Source organism: Kribbella sancticallisti, assembly GCF_039530625.1.
Taxonomy (GTDB): Bacteria; Actinomycetota; Actinomycetes; order Propionibacteriales; family Kribbellaceae; genus Kribbella; species Kribbella sancticallisti.
On sequence record NZ_BAAAOS010000041.1, the window covers coordinates 120541 to 144658 of the forward strand.

The 24118-nt window shown below is 67.9% G+C and carries 27 protein-coding genes; 14 read left to right on the top strand and 13 right to left on the bottom strand.

Annotated features, from left to right (window positions below; translation table 11 throughout):
* Window position 1 precedes the first annotated feature (1 nt).
* The 6 genes from ABD255_RS27710 to pstB all read left to right on the top strand — a co-directional run bounded on the left by ABD255_RS27710 (window position 2) and on the right by pstB (window position 5805).
* On the top strand, window positions 2-883 hold the full coding sequence (locus ABD255_RS27710; RefSeq protein WP_344219044.1) for an NUDIX hydrolase: 882 nt from the start codon (window positions 2-4) through the stop codon (window positions 881-883).
* 206 nt (window positions 884-1089) lie between these two features.
* On the top strand, window positions 1090-1563 hold the full coding sequence (locus ABD255_RS27715) for a bifunctional nuclease family protein (RefSeq protein WP_425554541.1): 474 nt from the start codon (window positions 1090-1092) through the stop codon (window positions 1561-1563).
* Window positions 1564-1786: 223 nt separating this feature from the next.
* Complete coding sequence (gene pstS / locus ABD255_RS27720; protein WP_344219048.1) at window positions 1787-2899, top strand: phosphate ABC transporter substrate-binding protein PstS; 1113 nt, start codon at window positions 1787-1789, stop codon at window positions 2897-2899.
* A gap of 127 nt (window positions 2900-3026) precedes the next feature.
* Window positions 3027-4091 (top strand): phosphate ABC transporter permease subunit PstC, encoded by a 1065-nt coding sequence (pstC, locus tag ABD255_RS27725; protein WP_344219050.1) that lies wholly within the window; start codon window positions 3027-3029, stop codon window positions 4089-4091.
* A complete protein-coding gene (pstA, locus tag ABD255_RS27730; protein WP_344219052.1) occupies window positions 4088-5008 on the top strand; it encodes a phosphate ABC transporter permease PstA in 921 nt (306 codons plus the stop codon). Before pstC ends, pstA begins: the two co-directional genes overlap by 4 nt.
* 20 nt (window positions 5009-5028) lie before the next feature.
* Window positions 5029-5805: a phosphate ABC transporter ATP-binding protein PstB gene (gene pstB / locus ABD255_RS27735; protein ID WP_344219054.1), complete on the top strand. Its 777-nt coding sequence runs from the start codon at window positions 5029-5031 to the stop codon at window positions 5803-5805.
* A gap of 49 nt (window positions 5806-5854) precedes the next feature.
* On the opposite strand, the gene ABD255_RS27740 is transcribed toward pstB, so the two are convergent.
* Window positions 5855-6400, bottom strand: a complete 546-nt coding sequence (locus ABD255_RS27740) for a hypothetical protein (protein ID WP_344219056.1) — start codon at window positions 6398-6400, stop codon at window positions 5855-5857.
* Between the two features lie 102 nt (window positions 6401-6502).
* Between ABD255_RS27740 and ABD255_RS27745 the strand changes: the two genes are divergently transcribed.
* Window positions 6503-7117, top strand: coding sequence for a hypothetical protein (locus ABD255_RS27745; protein WP_344219058.1), 615 nt, complete (start codon window positions 6503-6505; stop codon window positions 7115-7117).
* Window positions 7118-7142: 25 nt separating this feature from the next.
* Here ABD255_RS27745 and ABD255_RS27750 read toward each other — a convergent pair whose 3' ends face one another.
* Window positions 7143-7589 carry a DUF2752 domain-containing protein gene (locus tag ABD255_RS27750; protein ID WP_344219060.1) on the bottom strand — a complete coding sequence of 149 codons (447 nt, stop codon included), beginning with the start codon at window positions 7587-7589 and terminating at the stop codon, window positions 7143-7145.
* A 114-nt stretch (window positions 7590-7703) separates the two neighbouring features.
* Here ABD255_RS27750 and ABD255_RS27755 point away from each other — a divergent pair, with 114 nt between their 5' ends.
* From ABD255_RS27755 to ABD255_RS27765, 3 genes are all read left to right on the top strand, one after another.
* Complete coding sequence (locus ABD255_RS27755) at window positions 7704-8360, top strand: RDD family protein (RefSeq protein WP_344219062.1); 657 nt, start codon at window positions 7704-7706, stop codon at window positions 8358-8360.
* A gap of 113 nt (window positions 8361-8473) precedes the next feature.
* Window positions 8474-9223: an RDD family protein gene (locus ABD255_RS27760; protein ID WP_344219064.1), complete on the top strand. Its 750-nt coding sequence runs from the start codon at window positions 8474-8476 to the stop codon at window positions 9221-9223.
* Window positions 9224-9231: 8 nt separating this feature from the next.
* Complete coding sequence (locus tag ABD255_RS27765) at window positions 9232-9948, top strand: RDD family protein (protein WP_344219066.1); 717 nt, start codon at window positions 9232-9234, stop codon at window positions 9946-9948.
* Here the strand turns inward: ABD255_RS27765 and ABD255_RS27770 are convergent.
* A complete protein-coding gene (locus ABD255_RS27770; RefSeq protein ID WP_344219068.1) occupies window positions 9945-10499 on the bottom strand; it encodes a hypothetical protein in 555 nt (184 codons plus the stop codon). The two genes, ABD255_RS27765 and ABD255_RS27770, sit on opposite strands and share 4 nt — an antisense overlap.
* A complete protein-coding gene (locus tag ABD255_RS27775) occupies window positions 10496-11053 on the bottom strand; it encodes a transposase (protein ID WP_344219070.1) in 558 nt (185 codons plus the stop codon). The genes ABD255_RS27770 and ABD255_RS27775 overlap by 4 nt, the downstream gene beginning before the upstream one ends.
* 378 nt (window positions 11054-11431) lie before the next feature.
* Here ABD255_RS27775 and ABD255_RS27780 point away from each other — a divergent pair, with 378 nt between their 5' ends.
* The gene (locus ABD255_RS27780; RefSeq protein WP_344219072.1) at window positions 11432-14386 is read left to right on the top strand and encodes a S8 family serine peptidase; all 2955 of its coding nucleotides are present in this window, start codon (window positions 11432-11434) and stop codon (window positions 14384-14386) included.
* Here the strand turns inward: ABD255_RS27780 and ABD255_RS27785 are convergent.
* Entirely contained in the window at window positions 14383-14808 is a 426-nt protein-coding gene (locus ABD255_RS27785) for a hypothetical protein (protein ID WP_344219074.1), read from the bottom strand. The genes ABD255_RS27780 and ABD255_RS27785 overlap by 4 nt on opposite strands.
* A gap of 86 nt (window positions 14809-14894) precedes the next feature.
* Window positions 14895-16523 (bottom strand): phosphomethylpyrimidine synthase ThiC, encoded by a 1629-nt coding sequence (thiC, locus tag ABD255_RS27790; protein ID WP_344219076.1) that lies wholly within the window; start codon window positions 16521-16523, stop codon window positions 14895-14897.
* 226 nt (window positions 16524-16749) lie between these two features.
* Between thiC and ABD255_RS27795 the strand changes: the two genes are divergently transcribed.
* Window positions 16750-17499 (top strand): lysophospholipid acyltransferase family protein, encoded by a 750-nt coding sequence (locus tag ABD255_RS27795; RefSeq protein WP_344219078.1) that lies wholly within the window; start codon window positions 16750-16752, stop codon window positions 17497-17499.
* A 178-nt stretch (window positions 17500-17677) separates the two neighbouring features.
* Complete coding sequence (locus ABD255_RS27800; RefSeq protein ID WP_344219080.1) at window positions 17678-18205, top strand: hypothetical protein; 528 nt, start codon at window positions 17678-17680, stop codon at window positions 18203-18205.
* Window positions 18206-18230: 25 nt separating this feature from the next.
* Here the strand turns inward: ABD255_RS27800 and ABD255_RS27805 are convergent, their stop codons facing one another.
* From ABD255_RS27805 to ABD255_RS27835, 7 genes are all read right to left on the bottom strand, one after another.
* Entirely contained in the window at window positions 18231-19229 is a 999-nt protein-coding gene (locus ABD255_RS27805; protein ID WP_344219082.1) for an inorganic phosphate transporter, read from the bottom strand.
* A gap of 2 nt (window positions 19230-19231) precedes the next feature.
* Window positions 19232-19864 carry a DUF47 domain-containing protein gene (locus tag ABD255_RS27810; RefSeq protein WP_344219084.1) on the bottom strand — a complete coding sequence of 211 codons (633 nt, stop codon included), beginning with the start codon at window positions 19862-19864 and terminating at the stop codon, window positions 19232-19234.
* A 138-nt stretch (window positions 19865-20002) separates the two neighbouring features.
* Complete coding sequence (locus ABD255_RS27815; RefSeq protein WP_344219086.1) at window positions 20003-20311, bottom strand: DUF202 domain-containing protein; 309 nt, start codon at window positions 20309-20311, stop codon at window positions 20003-20005.
* On the bottom strand, window positions 20308-20649 hold the full coding sequence (locus ABD255_RS27820; protein WP_344219088.1) for a YidH family protein: 342 nt from the start codon (window positions 20647-20649) through the stop codon (window positions 20308-20310). Before ABD255_RS27820 ends, ABD255_RS27815 begins: the two co-directional genes overlap by 4 nt.
* The gene (locus tag ABD255_RS27825) at window positions 20646-21899 is read right to left on the bottom strand and encodes a glycoside hydrolase family 3 N-terminal domain-containing protein (RefSeq protein WP_344219090.1); all 1254 of its coding nucleotides are present in this window, start codon (window positions 21897-21899) and stop codon (window positions 20646-20648) included. Before ABD255_RS27825 ends, ABD255_RS27820 begins: the two co-directional genes overlap by 4 nt.
* Before the next feature lie 38 nt (window positions 21900-21937).
* Window positions 21938-22453 carry a MarR family winged helix-turn-helix transcriptional regulator gene (locus ABD255_RS27830; RefSeq protein WP_344219092.1) on the bottom strand — a complete coding sequence of 172 codons (516 nt, stop codon included), beginning with the start codon at window positions 22451-22453 and terminating at the stop codon, window positions 21938-21940.
* 48 nt (window positions 22454-22501) lie between these two features.
* A complete protein-coding gene (locus ABD255_RS27835) occupies window positions 22502-23401 on the bottom strand; it encodes a DMT family transporter (protein WP_344219094.1) in 900 nt (299 codons plus the stop codon).
* Window positions 23402-23439: 38 nt separating this feature from the next.
* On the opposite strand from ABD255_RS27835, the gene ABD255_RS27840 reads away from it, so the two are divergent.
* Window positions 23440-24072: a TetR/AcrR family transcriptional regulator gene (locus ABD255_RS27840; protein ID WP_344219096.1), complete on the top strand. Its 633-nt coding sequence runs from the start codon at window positions 23440-23442 to the stop codon at window positions 24070-24072.
* Window positions 24073-24118: the final 46 nt, after the last annotated feature.

Sequence of the window (24118 nt, forward strand, 5' to 3'; positions counted from 1 at the left end):
CATGGTCAACCCGGCGACGGTGATCGCCGCGGGTAGTGTCGTGTGGCGGGAGAGCCGCGGTGGTCGGCAGGTCCTGCTCGTGCATCGCCCCCGGTACGACGACTGGTCCCTGCCCAAGGGCAAGCTGACTCCGAACGAGCACGTGCTGGTGGCAGCGCGGCGGGAGATCGAGGAGGAGACCGGCCAGCAGGTGGTCCTCGGCCCCTCGGTCGGGATCCAGCGGTACGACGTCCGCAAGAACGGCGGCACCGTGCCGAAGATGGTCCACTACTGGTCCGCCACGGTGGCCGGGGACGAGCGCGAGTTCGAGCCGAACGACGAGGTCGACGATCTCGAGTGGCTGCCGGTCGGCAAGGCCCGGCGCAAGCTCAGCTACCCGCGCGACGTGGACGTACTGGACGCGCTCGACCAGGTGGTCCCGGTCGTCTCCTCGCTGGTACTGCTCCGCCACACCGAGGCGGTGAAACGCAAGGCCTGGGACGGCAAGGACACCGCTCGTCCGCTCACGGACGCTGGGGCCGCGTCGGCCGACCGGCTGATCGAAGTACTGGCTGCCATCGGGGTCGACCGAATCGTCAGCAGCGACGCCGAGCGGTGCACGTCCTCCGTCGCCCCGTACGCCGAGGCGCTCGGCCGCCCGCTCCACCTGCAGCCGGAGATCTCCGAGCGCGGATTCAAGACTGACCCGTCCGGCCTGCATGGGCTGGACGCGAAGTTGTGGAAGCCCGGCCGGGTCACCGTGGTCTGCTCACACCGGCCGGTCCTGCCCGCGCTGTCCAGGGAGCTCGGCCTTCGGGCCGGCAAGTTCTCCCCCGGCGCGTTCCTGGTCGCGCACCGCCTCGCGGACGGCCGGCTGGTCCACGAACGCTTCCAAGCTCCCTGACTCCGATGACGCTCCCTGCCCCGCCGACGATGACGGGACGTCACGGATGCTGACCAGGCGGCGATCATGCCACGTTCTGGCAACAGCCGCAGGGGGTGCCGGATGACGTCGGCGAGGCCGGGTATGTTCCTACCGAGGCGCTCTACCCGGGCGTCGGCAGGAGGCGTTCTACCGGGCGCCGGCTCACGGAAAGGTCGGGGCGCACCATGACCAAGATGCGAGATCTGACTCTGATCGGGATCCGGATGGAGTCTCCCAACCGGGCGCCGGTGATGATGCTGCGCGAGACCGAGGGGTACCGCTACCTGCCGATCTCGATCGGTTCGGTCGAGGCCACCGCGATCGCCTACGAGGAGCAGGGCCTGCGCCCGTCGCGGCCGCTGACCCACGACCTGATGCGCGACCTGATCGAGGCGTTCGGCGTCACCGTCGAGGCGGTCGAGATCGTGGAACTGCGCGACGCCGTCTTCTACGCCGAACTGGTGCTCGGCAACGGCGCCCGCGTCTCCGCCCGCCCGAGCGACTCGGTCGCCCTCGCGGTCAGACTCGGTACTCCGATCCGCTGTACCGAGCAGGTCCTCCTGGAGGCCGGCGTGGCCACCCCGGAGGAAGAACAGGCCGAGCTCGAACGGTTCCGCCAGTTCCTCGACGGCGTCGCCCCCGAGGACTTCTCCAGCTGATCGGGTAACACCCGAACGTGACCCAACGGGCGTTTCGTTCTACGCAGAGTCACGGGTCCTAACTCAGTTCACCTGTTGGCCTTCTCGCGGCACGCCAGACGTCTTGATTGCTACCTGAACCGTTCACCGCTCGTTCATCCGCGACCGGCCGCCCGGTCACCTCGTCTCCCTACCGTCTGTGGAAGTTCAAGAAGTCTGAATCCCGCAGAAGGGCAACACTCTCGTGTCCGTCAATCGCCTGCTCCGCGTCGGCACCGTCGCCGTGGCATCCCTCGGCGTTCTCGCTCTGAGCGCCTGTGGCAGTGACCCGGAACCGTCCGGCGCCTCGAACCCCGGCGGCAGCACCTCGTCCGCCGCCGGCGGCGACTGCCCGAAGGGCACCCTGAACTCCGAGGGTTCCTCGGCGCAGAAGAACGCCATCGAGGAAGTCATCAGCAAGTACAACGAGAAGTGCGCCGACGTCACGGTGAACTACAACCCGACCGGTTCCGGTGCGGGGATCAAGCAGTTCAACGCGAACCAGGTCGACTTCGCCGGTTCGGACTCCGCGCTGAAGCCGGAGGAGGCCGCCGCGGCCGCCAAGCGGTGCGCCACCAGCCCCGCGGTGAACCTGCCGATGGTGATCGGCCCGGTCGCGATCGCCTACAACCTCGACGGCGTCGACAAGCTGATCCTGGACGGCCCGACCGCCGCCAAGGTCTTCCAGGGCACGGTCAAGACCTGGAACGCCCCGGAGATCGCCAAGCTGAACCCGGGGACGACGCTGCCGTCCGCCCCGATCGCGGTCTTCTTCCGTTCCGACGAGTCGGGCACCACGGAGAACTTCGCCAAGTACCTCGAGGCCGCCGGTGGCGGTGCGTGGACCGGCAAGCCGGCCAAGAAGTGGACCGGCACGGGCGCCGGCAAGGAGAAGTCCGCCGGTGTCGCCGAGGGCGTGAAGAGCACCAAGAACTCGATCACCTACGTCGAGTGGAGCTACGCGGTCGACAACAAGCTCGGCGTCGCGCAGGTCGACACGGGCGCCGGCCCGATCGAGCTGAACGCCGAGTCCGCCGGTAAGGCGCTGGCCGCGGCAAAGCCGGCCGGCGAGGGCAGTGACCTGGCCCTGAAGTTGGACTACGCGACCAAGGCGCCGGGTGCCTACCCGATCATCCTGGTCACCTACGAGATCGCCTGCACCAAGGGCCTCCCGGCCGAGAAGACCGCGCTGGTCAAGAGCTTCCTGAGCTACTTCGCCAGCGCCGACGGCCAGTCCTCGCTGACCGAGCTGAACTACGCGCCGCTTCCCGAGGAGATCCGGACCAAGGTCGACGCCGCCATCCAGGCGATCAGCTGACCTCGACCGGCCCTTCCTGAGTACGGCGTAGCTGTGAGCCCCGGTCGGTCCGCCAACGGACGGCCGGGGCTTCGGCTCGCTCAGCAGCTCGCCACCCCGCATCGACCAGGCGCTTGGAGCAGCATCGATGAGTAGTACAGACGGCACGGCCCCGCCCGACCGGCCGACCGACCGCACCCCCGGGAAGAAGCTGGACCTCGGGCCGGTCGGGCACCTCGGCGACCGGCTGTTCGCCGGCCTGGCCCGCGGATCCGGCGGCCTGGTGGTCCTGATCGTCGCCTTCGTCGGCATCTTCCTGCTCGCGCTGGCGATTCCGGCGCTCGCCGGCAACAACAGCAGCTTCCTGTTCTCCCGGATCTGGGAGCCCGGCGGCGACAACCCCCGGTTCGGCATCGCGGCCCTCTTCTACACGACGCTGATCAGCTCGATCATCGCGATGGTGATCGCGGTCCCGATCGCGGTCGGCGTCGCCCTGTTCACCACGTACTACGCGCCGAAGCGCCTGTCCGCGCCTGTCTCGCACGCGATCGACCTGCTGGCGGCGGTCCCCTCGATCATCTACGGCCTGTGGGGCATCCTGTTCTTCGCCCCGATCCTGCGCCCGGTGATCAACGGCCTGGCCGGCGCACTGGGCTGGATCCCGCTGTTCGAGAAGCCGGTCACCGACAACCTCGGCGTCGTCTTCACCGCCTCGGTCGTGCTGGCGATCATGATCCTGCCGGTGGTCACCGCGATCAGCCGGGAGATCTTCGCGCAGACCCCGGTCGCGCACCGCGAGGGCGCGCTGGCCCTGGGCGCCACCCGCTGGGAGATGATCCGGATGTCGGTGCTGCCCTACGGCCGCTCCGGTGTGGTCAGCGCCTCGATGCTCGGCCTCGGCCGGGCGCTCGGCGAGACCGTCGCCGTGCTGATCATCCTGTCCGTCCCGAACGGCAACGACCCGTGGAACTCCTCGATCTTCGCCGGCGGTGAGACCTTCGCCTCGAAGATCGCGAACAACGCCGCGGAGTTCGACTCCCCGGAGAAGACCGGCGCGTACATCGCGGCCGGTCTGGTCCTGTTCGTGGTGACCTTCCTGGTCAACTCCGCCGCCCGGCTGATCGTCGCGCGCAGCGGTCCGGGCGGTAAGCGCCCGCGCAAGATCCGCCGTATCGGCGACAAGACCGCGCAGACCGAAGGAGCCACGCCATGAGCACTCTGACCGCGAACCGGCCGGCGTACGACGGCAAGACGCTCGATCTGACCGGCAAGTCCGGCGCCCGCGCGTTCAAGAACACGCTGGCCTCCGTACTGATCGTGCTCTGCTTCCTGATCGCCCTGGTTCCACTGCTGTGGATCCTGTGGACCGTGATCAGCAAGGGCTACAACCTGTTGCTGGACCCGAACTGGTGGAGCCAGTCGCAGCGCGGCGTCACCGTACGCCGGGTCGGCGGCGGCGCCTACCACGCCATCATGGGCACGCTGATCATGTCCCTGATCTGCGCGTTGATCGCGGTACCGATCGCGATTCTCGGCGCGGTCTACCTGGTCGAGTACGGCAAGGGCACCAAGGCCGCCAAGGTGGTCAGCTTCATGATCGACATCCTCACCGGTGTCCCCTCGATCGTCGCGGCGCTGTTCATCTACGCGGTCTGGATCACCGTGTTCGGGTTCAACCGGGTCGGCTTCGCGGTGTCGCTGTCGCTGGTGCTGCTGATGCTGCCGGTCGTGCTGCGCTCCACCGAGGAGATGCTGAAACTGGTCCCGGACGAGTTGCGCGAGGCGTCGTACGCGCTCGGGGTGCCGAAGTGGAAGACGATCCTCAAGGTGGTCGTGCCGACGGCGTTCGGCGGCATCATCACCGGCGTGATGCTCGGTCTGGCCCGGGTGATGGGCGAGACCGCGCCGCTGCTGATCCTGGTCGGCTACTCCAAGAACATCAACCTGAACCCGTTCGAGGGGTTCATGGGCGCGCTGCCGACGATGATCAACCAGGACCGCACCGAACTGGCCCTGGACCCCGCCGCGGACCGGGTCTGGGCCGCGGCCCTGACCCTCATCCTGCTGGTCCTCCTGCTCAACCTGCTGGCCCGCCTGGTGGCGCGGTTCAGCACCATCAAGTCCAAATAGTCGAGAGGTTCTGAGTCGATATGGCTAAGCGCATCGAGGTCAGCGGCCTCAACGTCTACTACGGCGACTTCAAGGCCGTCGAGGATGTGTCGATGACGATCGAGCCGCGATCCGTCACGGCGTTCATCGGCCCGTCCGGCTGCGGCAAGTCCACCTACCTGCGCACCCTGAACCGCATGCACGAGGTGATCCCCGGCGCTCGGGTCGAGGGCAAGGTGATGCTGGACCAGCAGGACCTGTACGCCAGCGGGATCGACCCGGTCGCGGTCCGCCGCGTGGTCGGAATGGTGTTCCAGCGGCCGAACCCGTTCCCGACCATGTCGATCTTCGACAACGTCGCGTCCGGCCTGAAGCTGAACGGGGTCAAGGATCGCAAGAAGTTGACCGAGGTGGTGGAGAAGTCCCTGCACGGCGCGAACCTGTGGAACGAGGTGAAGGACCGCCTCGACAAGCCGGGCGCCGGCCTGTCCGGCGGTCAGCAGCAGCGGCTGTGCATCGCCCGGGCGATCGCGGTCGAGCCCGAGGTGATCCTGATGGACGAGCCCTGCTCGGCGCTGGACCCGATCTCCACGCTGGCGATCGAGGACCTGATCGAGAAACTGAAGGACCGGTTCACCGTTGTCATCGTGACCCACAACATGCAGCAGGCGGCCCGGGTCTCCGACCAGACCGCGTTCTTCAACCTGGCCGCCACCGGCAAGCCCGGCCGGCTGATCGAGATGGGCCCGACCAAGCAGATCTTCTCGAACCCGAACGAGAAGGCCACCGAGGACTACATCACCGGCCGCTTCGGCTGACCCGCCGCGGCCGGTGCTCGTCGCCGGGAACCCTCGGCGCGGAAAGTCTTCAGACGCAGAGGGTCCGGGCGAAGTTCACCCGGGCGAGCGTGTCCGCGACCTGGCCGGGCGAGCCGGCCGGGACGTGGGTGTTGTGGGTGCGCTGACCGTTCTGCACGGTGACCTGGACGAAGCCGGTGGTCCGGCGCTCCTTGATCAGCAGGAACAGCAGGCCGAGCAGGCAGGCCAGCGCGAAGATGATCGCCAGCACGATCGCGTACCCGGGGATGCGCTCCTCGGTGCGGGACATGTCCATCGCCGACCAGTTCGTACCGCGGGTCGGCATCACGCCGGCCGGGGTGACGATCCGGTGCTGCTCCACCGAGATGTCGCCGATCGTCACCAGCACCGGACCGACCGGATAGGCCTGCACCGGCTGAACCGGCTGGTACTGCGGAACGACGGGCACCTGGTATTGCGGGGCGCTCGGGTACGGCTGGTCCGCGGGCTGCTGGTACTGCGCGGGCAGGTGGATCGTCGGCTCGGCCGTCGGACCACCGAGGGGCTCCTCGGGGCTTCGGTCGGCAGGCAGATCGTGGTTCGGCGGCTGAGTCACGGGCCACAGACTAGTTGTTTCTCTGTCGGCGCGTGACGCGTGACGGTGGACCTGTGGATAGTTAACCTCAATGATTCCTCAACGTTCTCAGAAGGGACCGTGGTGAGCACTCCGACGCCTCCCGGCGACGACCCGAACGACCCGAACCGCCCCGACGACACACCGGGCACCCCGGGCCAGTCCGGCGAGCAGCAGCCCGGTCAGTACGGGCAACCGCCGCAGGACGGACAGCCGGGCCAATACGGTCAGCCAGGCCAGTACGGTCAGCAACCCGGCCAATACAGTCAGCAAGACCCCTACGGCCAGCAGCCGGGCCAGTACGGCCAGCCGGGTCAATACGGACAGCAGCCGCCGGGGCAGCCCGGCCAGTACGGGCAGCAGCCTGGCTACGGCCAGCAGCCTCCGGGCCAGTACGGCCAGCAGCCTGGTGGATACCCGGGCCAGCCGGGCGCCTACCCCGGTCAGCCGGGCGGGTACGGCTACGGCGCCGCCCAGGCTCCGGAGAGCAACACCCCGATGGTCCTGTCGATCATCGGCATCGTCTGCTGGTTCTGCTGCTCGCCGGCCGCGATCGGCCTGGGCTTGTTTGCCCAGAGCAAGTTCCGTGAGCAGGGCAAGCCGGACACCCTGGCGAAGGTCGCCTGGATCGGCGGCATCGTCGCGCTGCTGCTGGGCATCCTCGGCTACGCGACCGGCGTCGTCAGCGACCTGAACTAACAACCGCCGTCCGCGGCGTCGCCCATCAGTTCAGATTGCGGGCGACGCCGTAGACGACGAGCAGCACGACCAGCGCCTTGACGAACCAGTCGACGGCGCGGGGGCTCATCCTGAGCCGCGGAAGTTTGACCAGCCGGGCCCGTTCGAGGCCCCAGGCAAGCAACTGGTAGCCGACGGCAACGCCGATCAGCGGGCCGAGCACCAGAACCACCGGATTGAAGTGCCAGGCGGCGTTCAGGTCGCCCTGGAGCAGCGCGGCGGCCATCCGGGTGGATCCGCAGAGTGGACAGTCCAGCCCGGTCGTGGCGTGCAGCAGGCAAGGTATCCCCAGATGCCGGTCGCCCGACAACTGGTAGATCGCCGCGAGACCGAACCCGCCGATTCCGACGGCGGCCAGGCCCAGTACGCGCCGGTCCACGGGTTCCACCGGGCCGGTCGGGCGAAGTACGACTGTTTGCTGCGTCAGGGTCACGTCTACCAAGGTATCTCCTGCGGCTGACGAAACTGCGGGGATCCGCACGGCTGTCTGGTCCGTCGGAGCACTAGTCTCCAACCCACTCCTCAGCATGAAGTAGAAGGGATCGTCGTGAGCACTCCGACGCCGCCGCCTGGCTACGGCCCGCAGGACCCGAATCAACCGGGTCAGTACGGGCAGTACGGGCAACCCGGTCAGCAGCCAGGCTACGGCCAGCCGCAGCCTCCGCAGTACGGGCAGCAGCCCGGGTATGGGCAGCAACCGGCGCAGTACGGGCAGCAGCCGGGCTATGGGCAGCCGAACTACCCGCAGCAGTACGGGCAGCCGCAGTACGGGCAGTCAGGGTACGGGCAGTCGGGGTACGGGGCTCCGGTCGGGAATCTGGCCGAGTGGCCGGTGCGGGTCGGTGGTTCGCTGATCGACGGCGTGCTCGTGGCCGTGCCGTATGCCCTGGGCCTGTTCCTGGGCCGGTCGCTCGGCAACGTCTTCCTGCTGCTGTTCCTGCTCGTCGCGCTCGGTGTGGCGATCTGGAACGTCGTCATCCAGCAGGGCAACACCGGTCAGACGGTCGGCAAGAAGGTGGTCGGGATCAAACTGGTCGACGGCGACACCGGCCGGCCGGTCGGCCCCGGCAAGGCGTTCCTGCGTCAGATCACCCACGTTCTCGACGGTGCGGCCTGCTACGTCGGCTACCTGTGGCCGCTGTGGGACGAGAAGAAGCAGACCTTCGCGGACAAGATCAACAACACGCTGGTCGTCAAGGTCTGACCTCATCCGACACCTGGACGCCGCGGCCTGTTCCGGCCGCGGCGTCCAGTGTGCTGACAGGGTCCGAGATACTCGTTCGATACGAGTCCGGCGCCCGTAGAAAGGACGAAAGGGTGAGCACCCCTCCCACCGGCCCACAGGACCGGCCGCAAGACCCCGGCCAGCCGTCGCAGTCCCCGCCCGGCCAGCCTTCGCAATACCCCGCTCAGCCGTCGCAGTCCCCGTCCGGCCAGCCTTCGCAATACCCCGCTCAGCCGTCGCCATACCCGCCCGGTCAGCCTTCGCAATACCCGCCTGCGCAGTACCCGCCCGGCCAGCCCAATCAGCCGGCTCAGCCGGGGAACTTCGGGCTGCAGCCGTACAACCCGGGGCAGCCGGGCTACAATCCTTTCAAGCAGCAGCCGGCCGCCCCGAGCGGCTTCGGCTACGGATACGCGCCACCGGGACAGCTCGCGGACTGGCCGATCCGGGTCGGCGCCTCCGTGATCGACTCCCTGGTCCCGCTGCCGTTCTTCCTCGTCGGCATCGTCCCGGCTCTGGTCTTCTCCGGCGACGGCGGTCTCTCGACGACCGGCGTAATCCTGCTGGTCGTGTTCTACCTGCTCGGTCTCGGCGCCATGATCTGGAACCGGATCATCCGGCAGGGCCGGACCGGTCAGTCGCTCGGCAAGAAGTTCACCGGCCTGAAGATCGTCGACGAGCGCACTGGCGACACCATCGGCGTCGGCAAGACCTTCGGGCGCGAGGTGTGCTCGATCCTCTTCAACTATGTCTGCTTCCTGAACGTGCTCTGGCCGCTGTGGGATCAGAAGCAGCAGACCTGGCACGACAAGGTGGTCTCCGACCTCGTGATCAAGCTCTAAGGAACCCCATGACCACTCCTCCCCACGGCCCGCAGGACCAGCCGCCCCAGCCCGGGCAACCGCAGTACGGACAACCTGGCTACGGGCAACCGCAGCCAGGCCAGCACCAGCCGGGGCAACCGCAGCCAGGCCAGCAGTACGGGCAGCCGCAGTATGGACAGCCCCAGTACGGGCAGCCGGGCTATGGACAGCCCAGCTATGCACAACCTGGTTACGGCCAGCCGCAGTACGGCGGCCAGAACCCCTATCCGCAGGGCTACGGCTACGGCGCTCCGGGTGGAGCCCCGCTGGCCGGGTGGGGTTCGCGCGTCGGTGCCGCCCTGCTGGACGGCCTCGTCGTCGGCGTGCCAGGAATCATCGGCTACACCGTCTTCCTGATCAACATCGTCAGCCGGGCCGACAACACCTACCCCGATGACGACCCGGAGGCGTACGCCGTCGTCATCCTCCTGCTCGGCATGCTGGCCAGTCTGGGCCTGTGGATCTGGAACCGAGTGATCCGGCAGGGCAACACCGGCCAGAGCGTGGGCAAGAGCGTGGTGGGCCTGAAGCTGGTCGACACGACGACCTACCAGCCGATCGGTGCCGGGAAGTCGTTCCTGCGGGACTTCCTCCGCGGCATCTTCGACCAGGCCTGCCTGCTCAACTCACTGTGGCCGCTCTGGGACGACCAGAAGCAGACCTGGCACGACAAGGTGATGAGCACCTACGTCATCAAGCTCTAGCGCGACAGCAGGACGCCTGCGCAGGCGATGGACCACAGGACGCTGGTGAAGGTGCCGATAATGAAGCGTTCTGCCACTGCCTGCGGCGTCACCGACGCCGGCTGGTCCGGGGCCCGCAGCTCGGGATAGCGCGCCAGGCCCTTGATGGCCAGCACGATCGCAACCCCCTCGGGCCAGCCGGCCACCATCGACGCGAAGATGGCGCCACGCTCCAGCGAGCCGATCAGCGCACCGCCTCGCAGTACTTCGCCGGCCTGCTGGGTGGACTGGGAGCGGGTGTTGCCCCGGTCCACCAGCGCCAGTACGGACGTCGTCAGCGGTCCGCCACCTGCCACGGCCAGGCTGCCCGCGATCAGGAGCAGGATGTTCCACCAGGCCTCGCGCCACCCGACGACGCCGTCGCCTGCCAGCAGCACGATGCCGGCGGCGGCCACGCAGACCAGCATCAGACCGCTGAGCACGATCTCGAGAGTGGAGCCGGCCTTCAGCGCGAACGCCACCACGCCGAGTACCAGCGCGACCGCGGTCAACGCCAAGACGACTGCCGTCATGCAGCAGCGCCCGACTCGAGGAGTTCGGCCGCCAGCACCCGGCCGCGTTGTTCCTCCGCGAACCCGGCCGCCTGGGCCCGCTGCGTCACCGCCGACTGGCTGATCCCCAGTTTCACGCCGATCTCCCGTCGAGTGAGGCCTTCGGCCAGCAGGTCGGCCACCGCCCAGCCGCGGTCGCTACGGCGTCGCAGTACGGACGCCATCAGCCACAGCACCGCCTCGGCCTGCTCCGCTGCTTTGGTGTCGGCTCCGACCACGTTCACGTGGTGCGGACTCGACTTGGCCTTGTTGACCGCCTCCCGCGCGAAGACGAACGCGTCACCGCTCCCCGCCCTCGTACTGCGTGGCAGCGGCTGGGTCACCTCGCCGACGCCGAGCCCGATGTACCAGGTGTCCGCGCGGAGCAGCTGGACGATCACGTCGATGGTGGCGCGTGCCTCGGAGAGCACGCCCTGCACCTCGTCGCCGGCCGTGCGCTCGAACTTGCGCAGCAACCCGGTACGACGTGGCCGCCGATTGAGCGTATTCAGTAGCTCGGGTACGAGATCGCTCATGCTTCGGCTGCCACGCTGATCTACCGTGAGAACGAAGACCACCGCCCTGCACCTCCTTCCCAACGCATGATTAAGGCTACAGTCTTATTCACGTAGAGTGAAGGAAAAAACCTGAATCGGTTCACCCGATCACACACCGTGACCGCCCCGAGGCTCACCGATTCCCTAATTCTCCGCTGGATTCACCCCTTCGCGCGCGCCGACTCACCGACCGCCTTCACGCGGAGTCAGGACGTTCCCGGCCTGCTTCCGGCAGAAGTCCTGGTCCTGGTGAGAAGCGCGGCTCGTCCGCACTTCCCGGCGGAATAGGCCTGTGGCATGGTGATTGGGTGCCCGCCTCGGGGGTGGCGCGAGCACTTTGGCAGGGGGAGTATCTCCATGAGAGGCAAGCTCACTGTCCTGGCGACGGCGACCATCATTGCCATCGCCGGAATGACACCGCCCGCCACGGGCGCTCAACTCAAGCAACCGGCCACCGGACCGACCGACAGCTATGTCGTCATCATGGCCGCGGATCCAGTGGTCAGCTACGACGGCGGCGTGCGGGGGCTCCCCGCGACGAAACCCGCCAAGGGCAAGAAGATCGATCGCCGCGCGGCCGCCGTCCAGCGGTACGTCGACTACCTCAAGGACCAGCACGCCGACGCGCTGGCCGGGGCGGGAGTCTCCCGCAGCGACGTCAACGCGGAGTATGCCTTTGCCCTGAACGGATTCGCCGCCGAGCTGACCCGCGCCGAAGCCGACGCGATGGCTCACCAGCGCGGCGTGGTCGCGGTGCTCGACGACGAGATGCACCAGCCGCAGACCGACAGCAGCCCGCAGTTCCTCGGCCTGACCGATCGCGGCGGACCCTACGAAAGCAACATCGTGGGAACGGGCGTCGTGGCCGGCATCATCGACACCGGCATCTGGCCGGAACACCCCTCGTTCGCCGACAACGGAAGTTACCCCGCGCCGCCCGCGGGCTTCGCCGTACCGTGCGAGTTCGGCAACACCGCCCACAACCCGGACGACGCGCCCTTCGACTGCAACAACAAGTTGCTGGGGGCCCGCGACATGCGGGCGACCTACAACGCGGTCATCGGGCCGGAGCTCTACGACTCCGCGCGCGATGCCGACGGCCACGGTACGCACACCGCGAGCACGTCGGCCGGGAACGCCGGCGTCAGCGCCGAGATCTTCGACATTCCCCGCGGCCGGGTGAGCGGGATCGCGCCGCGCGCCCAGGTGATCGCCTACAAGGTGTGCGGTGACCAGGGTTGCTTCGACTCCGACACCGCTGCCGGCATCGACCAGTCCGTCGCCGACGGCGTGGACGTGATCAACTACTCGATCGGCGGTGGCGCCGGCCTGATCGGCGCGGACGAACTCGCGTTCCTCTTCGCCGCCGATGCCGGCGTCTTCGTCGCGACCTCGGCCGGCAACTCCGGTCCGGGCGCCGGCACCGTCGGCGGGCCGTCGTCGGCACCCTGGGTGACCTCGGTGGGGGCCTCGACCCAGACCCGGGTCTTCGAGGGATCTGTTGTCCTGGGCAACGGCCAGCGCATCTTCGGTCCGTCGGTCACCCCCGGTACGGGCACCGTGCCCCTCATCGACGCGGCCGCGGCCGGGAACGAGCTGTGTCTGCTCGACCAGCCGTTCACGTCCAGCGTGGCGGGCGCCATCGTGGTCTGCAAACGCGGGGAGAACGCCAGGGTCGACAAGAGCCACGCGGTCTTCAACGCCGGTGGCGCGGGCATGGTCCTCTACGACCTCAGCGACACCGTCACGCTGCTCAGCGACAACCACTGGGTGCCGTCGGTGCACATCAGCAACACCGACGGGCTGCGGGTGAAGGCCTACCTCGCCTCGGCCGGGTCCTCGGCCGAGGGCCGGATCACGGCCGCCGAGAAGAGGTCCGCGCGGGGTTCGGTGATGGCCAACTTCTCGTCCCGGGGTCCCAACCCGGCCGCGATGGACATCATCAAACCCGACATCACCGCGCCCGGTGTCCGCATCCTGGCCGGCAACTCCCCGACGCCGGGTGCCGATCCGGGCGGCGAACTGTTCCAGGCGATCGCCGGTACGTCGATGTCCAGTCCGCACATCGCCGGCGTCTACGCACTGCTCAAGCAGGCGCATCCGGACTGGTCCGCGGCGATGGCCAAGTCCGCGATCATGACGACGGCCCGGCAGGACGTCGTGAAGGAGGACAAGGCGACCAAGGCCGATCCGTTCGACTTCGGCGCCGGCCATGTCAAGCCGGGCGGGAGGGTCACGAAGGGCTCCGTGTTCGAGCCCGGCCTGGTGTACGACGCCGGCTTCAACGACTACCTCGCCTTCCTGTGCGGAGCCGCGCCCGAGGTGTTCGTGAACCCGACGGCGACCTGTGCCGCCCTGGAGCAGGCCGGGTTCTCCACCGATCCGAGCGATCTGAACTACCCGTCGATCGGGGTCGCGCAACTGGCCGGCACCCAGACCGTGACCCGTACGGTGACCAGCGTCGCCAAGGAGGGCTCGCGGGTCACCTACCGGCCGAAGATCGTCGCGCCGGCAGGGTTCGAGGTCACCGTCTCACCGAAGAGCATCAGCCTGCGCCGCGGCGAGTCGGCGACGTACACGGTGACGATCTCCAACCAGGGCAGCGCGCCGATCGGTCAGTGGCGGTTCGGCTCACTGACCTGGACGAGCGGTCAGTACGAGGTGCGCAGCCCGATCGCCGTCGCCGCCAGCACCTTCGACGCTCCGGCGCAGGTGGACGGCACCGGCACCTCCGGGTCGGCGAGCTTCCCGGTGAAGTTCGGCTACACCGGCGAGTACGACGCCGAGGCGCACGGCCTGGTCGCGCGCACCGACACCCCCGGCTCGGTCGGTCAGGACCCGGATCAGACCTTCGACCCGACCGACCCGGCCGGTACCACCGCGCACCAGTTCACCGCGAACGGTTCGTTGTACCTGCGGTGGCGGCTGACACATCCCAACCCGGCCGTCGACCTGGACGTGTATCTCTACAACTCCGCGGGAGAGGAAGTGGCCTCGAGCACCAACGGTGGCACCGACGAACTCATCGAGCTCAGACTGCCCGCGAACGACACGTACACGTTGTACGTGCACGGCTGGCAGACCCTCGGCGTGACCCAGACCTACACACTGGGAAGCTGGAACGTGCCACCGGCGACGGGCGGCTCGCTAGCGATCACGAGCGAGCCCGCTGACGCCGAGATCGGGCAGACCGGCACCATCGGTGTCTCCTGGAGCGGGCTGGCCGCCGGTCAGGAGTACTTCGGGGCGGTGGCCCACAACCGCGGCGCCGAGGCACTCGGACTGACCGTGGTTCACGTCACGACGGGTTAGCCACCACCCGGAACGGGCGGCTGCGGGTTCGTACACAGGAAGGGCCCGCGCCGCCCACCCGAGTGGTAGTGGTACCGCTTGCCGTCGACCGTGAGCACGATCCGGCTTCCGTTGACGAGGACCTGGGTATAGCGCATACCGGGCTGCGGACAGCCGAGGCTGCCGTCCGGCCAGGTCACCTCCTCGGTGCTGACCACCGTCACCGCCTCGACGGGGACGCCCAGCCGGCCGGCCAGGTCGGACTTGGCTTGCTCCACCGGACCTTGCGCGGGGCCGGTGGGCGTGCTCGGTCCGGGAGTGGGTGGTTGCGTCGAAGGGCTCACAGAGGGCTCCTGTCCGGCGTCAGTGGGCGGATCCGACTCGTTGCCGCAGCCACCGAGCAGCAGCGCGGTCAGGACGACGCCCGCGGCGACATAGCGCATGGTGAATCACCTACCGACTCCCATGGTAGGCAGCCGGGCCGAACGGGCCGCGGCAACCACCCACCGCGACCCGTCCACCCAAACCCTCAGGCCGGGGTGACCGGCAGATAGACCTGCGAGTTGTTGGCCTTGAACGTCTCCGACATCTCCGCGAAGCCGGCCTCGATCGCCTCGGCGGAGTCCAGTCCGTTCTCCTCGGCGTACTTGCGGATGTCCGCGGTGATCCGCATCGAGCAGAACTTCGGCCCGCACATCGAGCAGAAGTGCGCGGTCTTGGCGGGCTCGGCCGGCAGCGTCTCGTCGTGGTACGAGCGGGCCGTGTCGGGATCCAGCGAGAGATTGAACTGGTCCTCCCAGCGGAACTCGAACCGCGCCCGCGACAGCGCGTCGTCCCAGTCCTGCGCGCCCGGATGCCCCTTGGCCAGATCCGCTGCGTGGGCGGCGATCTTGTAGGTGATCACGCCGGTCTTCACGTCATCGCGATCCGGCAGGCCGAGGTGCTCCTTCGGCGTGACGTAGCAGAGCATCGCAGTACCGAGCCAGCCGATCTGGGCGGCGCCGATCGCGCTGGTGATGTGGTCGTAGGCCGGCGCCACATCCGTTGCCAACGGCCCCAAAGTGTAGAACGGCGCCTCGTGGCAGATCTCCTCCTCGAGCCAGACGTTCTCGGCGATCTTGTGCATCGGGACGTGCCCGGGACCTTCGATCATCACCTGGACGTCGTGCTCCCAGGCGATCTCGGTGAGCTCCCCCAGGGTCCGGAGCTCGGCGAACTGGGCCGCGTCGTTCGCGTCGGCGATACAGCCCGGACGAAGGCCGTCGCCCAGGGAGAACGTCACGTCGTACTGCTTGAGGATCTCGCAGAGTTCGGCGAAATGCGTGTACAGGAAGGATTCCTGGTGGTGCGCGAGGCACCAGGCCGCCATGATCGAGCCACCGCGGGACACGATCCCGGTGATCCGGCGCGCGGTCAGCGGCACGTACCGCAGCAGCACGCCCGCGTGCACGGTCATGTAGTCCACGCCCTGCTCGCACTGCTCGATCACCGTGTCGCGGTAGACCTCCCAGGACAGCTCGGTCGGGTCGCCCTTCACCTTCTCCAGCGCCTGGTAGAGCGGCACCGTCCCGATCGGCACCGGCGAGTTCCGCAGGATCCACTCGCGGGTCTCGTGGATGTTCTTGCCGGTGGACAGGTCCATCACCGTGTCCGCGCCCCACCGGGTGGCCCAGACCAGCTTCTCCACCTCTTCCTCGACCGAACTGCTGACGGCCGAGTTGCCGATGTTCGCGTTCACCTTCACCAGGAACTTCTTCCCGATGATCATCGGCTCGGACTCGGGATGGTTGTGGTTGGCCGGGATCACCGCCCGGCCGCGGGCGACCTCGGCCCGGACCAACTCGGGATCCACCCCCTCCCGGACCGCGATGTACCGCATCTCCTCGGTGATCGTGCCGGCCCGCGCGTGCGCCAGCTGGGTGAGTGGCTCACGCCCGGCGATCCACTCCCGCCGTACTGCGGGCAGCCCCGCCTGGACGTCGATCTCGGCGGTGGCGTCCGTGTACGGCCCGGAGGTGTCGTAGAGGTCGAAATGTTCCCCGTTGGTGAGGTTCACCCGCCTCGACGGAACCCGCAGGTCGCCCGTGTAGATCTTCTCCGAGCCGGAGATCGGTCCGGTGGTCACGGTGGGGCGGACGGAATTGTCGATAGTTGTCACGATGCTGCTCCCTACGCCGGAATTACCCGGACAGGTTCGGCGGTCGGCGGCGCCGGTCAGAACCAGCCGCCCTCTCAGCCCGCTTCAGCGCGAGCTCCCGCGATATCAACTTGTCCCGGCCACCCTAACCAAAGATTGCGTACTGCGTACTGGATCCGCCTGCGGCGCGGCGAGCGTCACGTCGCGGACCGGTGTGGCGGGTGGGCCGACCGGATACCGTCAGGGCATGCGCGACATTGTGTATCCGCCGGTCGTCGGCCTGGCCAAGACCGCCTTCAAGGTGCTCGACCTGAAGTTCCAGATGTCGGGGACCGAGCACATCCCCCGCTCCGGCGGCGCGGTGATCGCGCTCAACCACATCAGCTACGTCGACTTCGTGATCGGCGGGTTCGGCGCGCAGCCGAGCAAGCGGCTGGTCCGGTTCATGGCCAAGGAGGTGCTGTTCCGCAACCGGTACTCCGGTCCGCTGATGCGCGGCATGCACCACATCCCGGTGGACCGGGGCGCCGGCGCCGGCTCGTACCGGGAGGCGATCCGCTACCTGGGCGAGGGCGAGATCGTCGGGGTGTTCCCCGAGGCCACCATCAGCCGCTCCTTCGAACTGAAGGAGTTCAAGTCCGGCGCGGTCCGGATGGCCGCCGAGGCCGGGGTGCCGGTGATCCCGATGATCCTGTGGGGCACCCAGCGGATGCTCACCAAGGACCACCCGAAGGACTTCTCCCGGCACCAGCGGGTCTCGATCACCGTCGGCGAGCCGATGTCGGTCAGCCAGGAGGACGACGCCGTCAAGGCCACCGAGGCGCTCCGGACCACGATGGCCGGGATGCTCGACCGGACCATCCGCGCCTACCACGAGCAACCAGCCGGTGCCTGGTGGTTGCCTGCGTCGTACGGCGGTGGCGCGCCGACGCCGGCGGAGGCCGAGCGGCTCGACGCCGAGGAACTGCGGGCCCGAGCAGCCAAGCGGAAGAAGTAGGCAAGGCTTTTCCGCCTGGGCCGAGTCGTCATCTGGACGAGGCCTTGACCAGAGGCGGCGCCAGGGGTACCAAAGATGCTTTGGTGGCGATAGCTGGACCTGGGGGGTCCCTCTCGACGCTGGCCGTGAACGTGACGCGGCCCGTGGTCACCGGGGACGGGCGGGGGAACGAAAAATCTTGTACGAATCCGACGAGGAACTACACCTCTTCGAGCCGGGGAAGCTGACGATCCCGGGCAATATCGCGGAAGAGATCCCGGACGTCGGGGTCTACTTCCTCTATTGGGCGACCCAGCATCTGCGCCCCGACCAGGCCCGCGAGCTCGAGTCCGCGGTCAACGGCCGGCGCTGCCAGAACGGCTGGTTCCCGCTGGAGAGCCTGGACTCCATCGGCAGCAGCCGGCGTTCCTGGCGCGGCCCACTGGCCTACCTGGCCCGGATGGTCGAGAAGGACCCGGCGATCATCAAGGCCTGGGCGACGATCGACCTGCAGGGCGAGGCCAAGGACCGGATCGAGGGGACGGCCAACCGCCTGTTGTTCAAGCAGGGCCACGCGGCCGCCGCCACCTGGGTGATGGCGGTCCGCCCCCAGTCGGGTCTGAGCCTGTCCATGCTCGGCGACGCGCTCTACCGCAACTGGGAGGACTCCGTCAGCTCGCTGCGCCCCAAGGATGTCGCCAAGGCCGTGAAGCGCTGGAACCGCTGACCCGTACTGCGTACCGCAGTACGGGCTATTCTAGGATCAGGTGGGCCACCGCGTAGACCCCGGCGGCGACGATGCCGGCGGCCGGGATCGTCATCACCCAGGCCAGGATGATGCCCTTCGCGACGCCCCAGCGGACCGCTGACAGCCGCTTGGTGGCCCCTGCGCCCATCACCGCGGAGGTGATCGTGTGGGTGGTGGAGACGGGTGCGTGCAGACCGATCGCCATCACGTAGAGCACGGTGGCCGCGACCGCCTCGGAGGCGAAGCCGCGGGCCGGGTCGAGGTGGATGATCCGGCGGCCGAGCGTCCGCATGATCCGCCAGCCGCCGGAGTAGGTACCCAGCGAGATCGCGGTCGCGGCGGAGATCTTCACCCAGGTCGGGATGCCGTCGTCCTTGTCGACGTGCCCGGTGGTGAGCAGCGCCAGGAAGATCACGCCCATCGTCTTCTGGGCGTCCTGCAGACCGTGCCCGAGCGCCATCGCGGCCGCGGACAGCGACTGGGCCAGCCGGAAGCCCCGGGTCGTCTTGCCCGGGTTGGCACGGCGGAAGACCCACAGGATCGCGATCATCAGCAGGAACGCGCCGAGGAAGCCGATCGCGGGCGACAGCACCATCGGGATGACGACCTTGTCGACGATGCCGGACCACAGCACCACGCTGGTGGAGGCCAGCCCGGCGCCGATGAGGCCGCCGATCAGGGCGTGCGATGACGACGACGGCAGGCCGAAGTACCAGGTGATCAGGTTCCAGGTGATGGCGCCGACCAGTGCGGCGATCACCACCACCAGGCCGTGCTGCCCGGTGGGCACGTTGATGATGCCCTTGCCGACCGTGTCGGCCACCTCGGTGCCCAGGAAGGCGCCGACGAAGTTCATCACCGCCGCCATCACCAGCGCCACCCGCGGCGTCAGCGCCCGGGTCGAGACCGAGGTCGCGATCGCGTTGGCGGCGTCGTGGAAGCCGTTGGTGTAGTCGAAGGCCAGCGCGATGACGATGACCGCGATGACGAGCGCGAGCTCCACGCTCAGCTCTCCTTGACGGCGATCTGTTCGACCGTGTTGGCGACGTGCTCGAAGGCGTCGATGGCGGCCTCCAGCAGGTCGACCACGGTCTTCACCTTCATCACCGTCAGCGCGTCGAACTCGCCGCTGAACAGCTTGGCGATGATCCGGCGGTGGACCGCGTCACCGGTGTTCTCCAGCCGGTTGACCTCGATCCAGTACTCGGCCAGGTCCTTCATCGTGCGCAGCCGCGGCATCGTCTCGGCCGTCAGGGTGGCCATCCGCTGCAGCACCTCGATCTGCTCGGCGACCTCGGCCGGCAGCGTCTCGAGGGCGAAGAGGTGGACGTTGTCGACCGCCTCCTCCATGTAATCCATCACGTCGTCCAGGTCGGACGCCAGCCGGTAGATGTCCTCCCGGTCGAACGGCGTCACGAAGGTGGAGTTGACCCGGCGGATGATCGAGTGGGTCGTCTCGTCCGCCGCGTGTTCGGCGTCCTTCATCTGGGCGGCGATCTGGTGGCTGGCGGACAGGCCCGATCCGGCCGTGCTGCCCAGCAGCTCGGCGAGAATCCTGGCCCCGTCGACCAGGTGATTGGCCGACTCGGTGAAAAGGTCGTAGAACGTCGGGTCGTTCGGACGCAGACGTAACGGCACTTCAAGCTCCGGGTGAACGAGGGACAAACCGTGAACATGCTAGGGGCAACGGACCGCTGACGAGGCATCCGCCTGCTCAAGGTACCGCGAGATGATGAACACGTAGACTCAACGCAACCGGAAAGTGATCGGAATACTTCAGCGAGTGACGACCGCGTAGAGGTCGAAAAGCCCCACCGTGAGCACCAGTCCGGCCGCCAGCCGCAACACCCGCTCCGACCCCAGAGCGGAGTGGTTGACACTCCGGCGGTAGACCGCGCTGACGGCCGCCCAGCAAGCCAGTGCGAGCACCATGACCACGATCCCCAGCCCCAGCCGGACGTCCGACGTACCGTGGCCGGAGGCAAGCAACAGGATGCCGTTGACGAGCAGGCCGAGCGCGGTCCGGCGCCAGGCCAGCAGCGTGCGCTCCGGCTGCAGGCCCGGGTCCCGGGGCGGCGGCGTCATCTCCACAGGCTGAACAGCAACCCGATCAGACCGACCACCGCGATCGTTGCCCCCAGCATCAAGGGAAGCCTGGTGACCGGCAGTGAGGCACCGGCCCGCATCGCCCGGAGATTGGCCTGCCAGCGCCGGAAAGCGCCTGCCGTGGTGACGATTCCGGCGATCACCAAGACGATGCCGATGATCTTCGCGGGCCACCGGTCCGGCCCGAGATCAAGGAACTGTACCGCGGACAGCCCGCCCGCGTAGCAGGCCAGCGACGTCCGGAGATAGGCGAGGTACGTCCGCTCATTGGCGAGGGTGAACCGGTAGTCCGGCTCTTCGTCGATCGGGGACGTCATCCGCAGCTCAACAGGCCGCGGGTGTTCTTGAGGGCGAGCACGCGGCGGACGCTGCTCTTCAGTACCGCCGCGAACGCCTTGTCCTGCTGCGCCTTCGTCACCAGGGCGTTCACCATCGTCGAGGTCAGCGAGGCCTTCGCGGTGATCACGATGTCGCCGCCGGCCGCGACGAAACGGGTGGCTCGCTGTCCCGCCGGCACCGAGGCCACCTCGGCGGCGGCCCCGACGTCGTCGGTGATCACGACGCCGCCGAAGCCGAGATCGCCGCGCAGCATGCCCTGGATGATCGTCGGCGAGAACACGGCCCGGTTCTCCGGATCGATCCTGGCGTAGGTGGCTGTAGCCACCATCACCATGTCCGAGCCGGCCTTGATTCCGGCCGCGAACGGAGCCAGGTCATCGTCACCACGGACCGTGACGTTGTCCACCACGCCGGCGGAGAAGTCGGTGTTGCCCTTGACCTTGCCTAGCCCCGGGAAGTGCTTGACCGAGGTCATCACCCCGGCTGCGTCCATCCCCTTGATGAAGGCGACGACGTGCTGGCCCACCGGGCCCGGAGTACTGCCGTAGCCGCGATCCAGTGCACCTACAGGCTCATTGGAGTCACGCAAAGAAGCCGGTACTACGTCTGCCACCGGCGCGAGGTCGATATTCACCCCTGCCTGCTTCAACTGGTTCCCCCAGCCCTTGGCCTCGCTGGTGAGCTTGCTCGCCGACCAGGTTGACTGCACGTTCGCGGAGGGGATGCGGTCGAACCCGGCGCCCTTGAGCCGCTGGATCTTGCCGCCCTCCTGATCTGCCGCGATGAACGGCCGGACCCCCTTGACGGTGGAGGTCCGGGTGGCGGTGGCCATCGCAGTACGGGTGTGGGCGAGGCTGCCGCCAGGGCCCATCAGCAGGAGGCCACCTGGTGTCTGAGCGCTGACTATCGAGCGCTCCGCCGACGTCATGCCATTCGTGCTGATGCCCGTCATGATCAACTGCGCAGCCTGCTCGCGCAGGGTCAGCGCCTGGAGCTTCTGGTCCACACAGGCCGCCGGCTGGGCGCTGGGAGTCTGGCTGGGCGTCTGGCTGGTCGGGCTTGTCTGACTTGGCGTCTCGGTCGGAGTGCCCGGCGGTGTCGAGCTGATCGGAACCGACGAGGAGGGGATGGTGCTCGGACCGGCTGTCGGCGCGCCGGAGTCACTGCACCCAGCCAGCAGAATCGCTACGACGGCCAGGGCCGCTACCCGACTACCAGTGGTGTTCATCACCGTCATTCTTACCGACTGGCTTGGAAGCGCCTCGATCAGCCTTTGTCCGCCGCCGACGTGGCGGAGGCCTTCGCGTCCCAGATGGCGCTGTCATAGGTGCCACCTGAGTGCAGAGCGAGGGTGGCGCAGATGTCGCGCAACTGGTCGACCTGCTCAGGCGTCAGCGCGTCGAAGACCGCCTGCCGAACCGTCTCGACATGCCCGGGCGCGGTGTCCTTGAGCTTCTGCAGACCATCCTCGGTCAGGATCGCGACCTGCCCCCGGCGGTCCGACTCGACTCCCTCGCGCCGAACCCAGCCGACCTGCTCCAGCCTGTTCACCGCGTGCGACAACCGGCTCCGCGAGCCCTGCGTCGACAAGGCCAGCTCGCTCATCCGCAGCCGCCCGTCCGGCGCGTCCGACAGCCGGACCAGGATCTCGAAGTACGTGTGGGGCATGCCGGCGTCTCGCTGGAGCTGCTGCTCGATCCGGCCGTTGACCACGCGCTGGGCCGCGATGAACGCTCGCCAAGCCCGCTGTTCCCTGTCGTCCAGCCATCGTGGTTCCGCCATTGTCGCAGCGTAACCAGGTCGGGGCCTACGCGCTGCTCTGGCGAGCCGTCAACCTCGCCATCGGATCAGCAAGACCGCGACCGCGCAGACCAGCATGCCTCCGGCCGCGAGCAGTCCGATGACCTCGTCGAACAGCAGGAAGGCGAAAACCATGGTGGTCGGCGGCACCAGATACAGCAGCGAACTGATCCGGGTAGCGCCCGACAGCCGCAGGTTGACCAGGTACAAACCCCAGCCGCCGCCGGTGGCCAGCACGACAAGCCACAGCACCGCGCCGTAGAACCCGACCTGTGATGGCACTGTCAGCTGACTGGTGGAGGCTGCTGCTGCGACGAAGAACACTCCTGAGACCAGACTTTGCAGGCAGAGCGCGTCCAGCAAGCCGGTCGTGGGCTTTCGTCGCCTCTCCACGATGGTGCCGACCACCAGGCCGAGAAGACCACCTAGTGGGAGAAGGAATAGCCAGGCCTCGGTCTGGCCGGCTCCGAGATCTCCTGCGACCACCAGGCCCACTCCTGCTACACCCAGCACCAGGCCGATCCACTGACGATTGGTGACACGCTCTCCCAGCAGTGAACCCGCGACCGTCGCGATCAGGATCGGCTGGAGCGACCCGATGAGCGCGGTGATGCCTGCTGGAACGCCATGATCGATTCCGAGGAAGATCAGGCCGAGGTAGAGGCACTGGGTGAAGAGGGCCATCACTACCTGGGTGACGAGATCTCTGCGCTTGACTCGCGGTCGTCTGATCGTCAGGACCACCGCGGCCAAGCCGCCCGCCACCAGATAGCGCCACGCGAGCAGGTCGAAGGCCGACGTGTACTCCGTCCCCCAGCGGGCGCCGATGAACCCGCAACTCCAGAACACGACGAACCCGGCTCCGGCCAGCAAGGGGATTGCCCGCCGCCCTTGCGTACGGCGTACTGATGGCTGGGCCTGGGTGGTCATGGAGTGAAAGTAACCATACCGGTCGGTATACTATCAGTATGGTCGTTCAGCAGGTGAGACCGTGGGAGTGGCTCAGCCCGACCGGCGCGGAGGGTGAGCCCAAGCCCCTGACGCCTGCCGGGGAGCGGATTCTGACCGCGGCGTCGACGCTGTTCTACGAGCAGGGCATCCGCGCGGTCGGGGTGGACACGATCGCCAATACCGCCGGCGTCACCAAGAAGACCTTGTACGACCGGTTCGGCTCGAAGGACAAGCTGATCGCGGCCTATCTGCAGCGGCGGAACAAGGTGTGGCACCTGTTCCTCGACGACCAACTGAACCAGCGGAAGCCGGGGACGCCTGAGGAAGTGATCCTGGCGATGTTCGCGGCGCTGACCGAGTGGATGACCGAGTCGCAACGAGGTTGCGGCTTCATCAACGCGAGCGTGGAACTGGCGGCACCGGACCATCCCGCGATGCCGGTGATCGTGGCGCAGAAGCAATGGGTTCGTGCGGAGTTCCTCGCTCAGGCTGAGCTCGCCGGCTGCCAGCGGGCCGGTGAACTGGCCGACCGCCTGCTACTGCTGCACGAGGGCGCGCTGGTGAGCTATCGGGTAGCTGCGATGAGTCACGCGCCCGAGGTCGCCCACCGAGCGGCAGCGGACCTGCTGGCGAACTGGCCTCGGGACTAAGTTTCTTTCTGGTCACCGTCAGGTTCTTCTAGTCGCCGTCAGGTTC